We start from the raw sequence: 1,071 nt of genomic DNA on the forward strand, positions 1-1,071 counted from the left end.
CGCGGTGACCAATTAACAGAGTTTCCATTTTGTTTGCCTTCTTGAATGAGATGTCCAGATTGTACTCGCTTTTGTCCGTTGATATAGAGGTGAAAGGCTTCTTCAGGGCGGTAACGTCACGATTCAACGGTGTAATTTTCACCAGACAAGCATGGTACGGAAATGAAAGACTAGATTGGTAACAGATTCTGAGCTACAAAATGACGTTGGACTTTTATGTTCTTGCCGCTCATTTTTAAAGAGCGACGTATCTTTCAAGAGCCGCATTTTTTCAGGGAGAGTAAGATGAAAATTGGTGTGATTGGCGCTGGCGCCGTTGGAGTTGGTGTTTGCAATTATTTGCTCACGCTAGGCAGCGTCAGTGAACTTGTTCTGTTAGACCAAAACTTAGAAAGAGCTGAAGGGGAAGTCTTCGATTTTCGTCACACAGCGGCGTTAACCTTTTCCAAAAATACCCGCATTATTCCCTCAGATGATTACCTCGATTTGTTAGGTGCCGATATTGTTGTGATAACGGCAGGTGCGCAAATTCAACAAGGACAAACACGTTTAGATATCGCGGAAATCAACGCGAAGATTGGCGTCGAGATCGCTAGCAAAATAGAGCGTGTTGCGCCAAAGGCGGTTTTGATTGTCGTGTCCAACCCTTGTGACATTGTTGCTCATTTTATTACTACCAATACGGGCTTTGAGCCAAACAAAGTGATCAGCAGCGGGTGTGTTATCGATACAGCCCGCTTGATGAGCATTGTTGCTAACCGTGTGGATCTTGACCCTAAAAACATATTTGGTTATGTACTGGGAGAGCACGGAAGCCACTGTTTCACACCAAAGAGTTTGATCTCTATTGCTGGCCAGCCTGCGGATTATTATTGCGATACACACAATATCGAGAGAATCGATGCTGATGAGTTGCTCGAAGCGGTTAAGCAAGCGGGTTACGAAATATTTCGTCGCAAACATAATACGGTGCATGGTATTGCAGCCAGCGTATTTCGAATCATTCAAGCCATCAAAATCAATGAGCGCTCTGTGTTGCCAGTTGGCACGATGATGTCGGGTCAATATGGT

1 protein-coding gene is annotated in these 1,071 nt (G+C 44.6%); it reads left to right on the top strand.

What is annotated here, in order from left to right:
• Window positions 1-285 precede the first annotated feature (285 nt).
• Window positions 286-1,071 (top strand): lactate/malate family dehydrogenase (locus tag R7Q47_RS26270; protein ID WP_318090264.1); only part of this gene is annotated, 786 nt, incomplete at its 3' end.

It is taken from the genome of Vibrio sp. Vb0349, assembly GCF_033338975.1.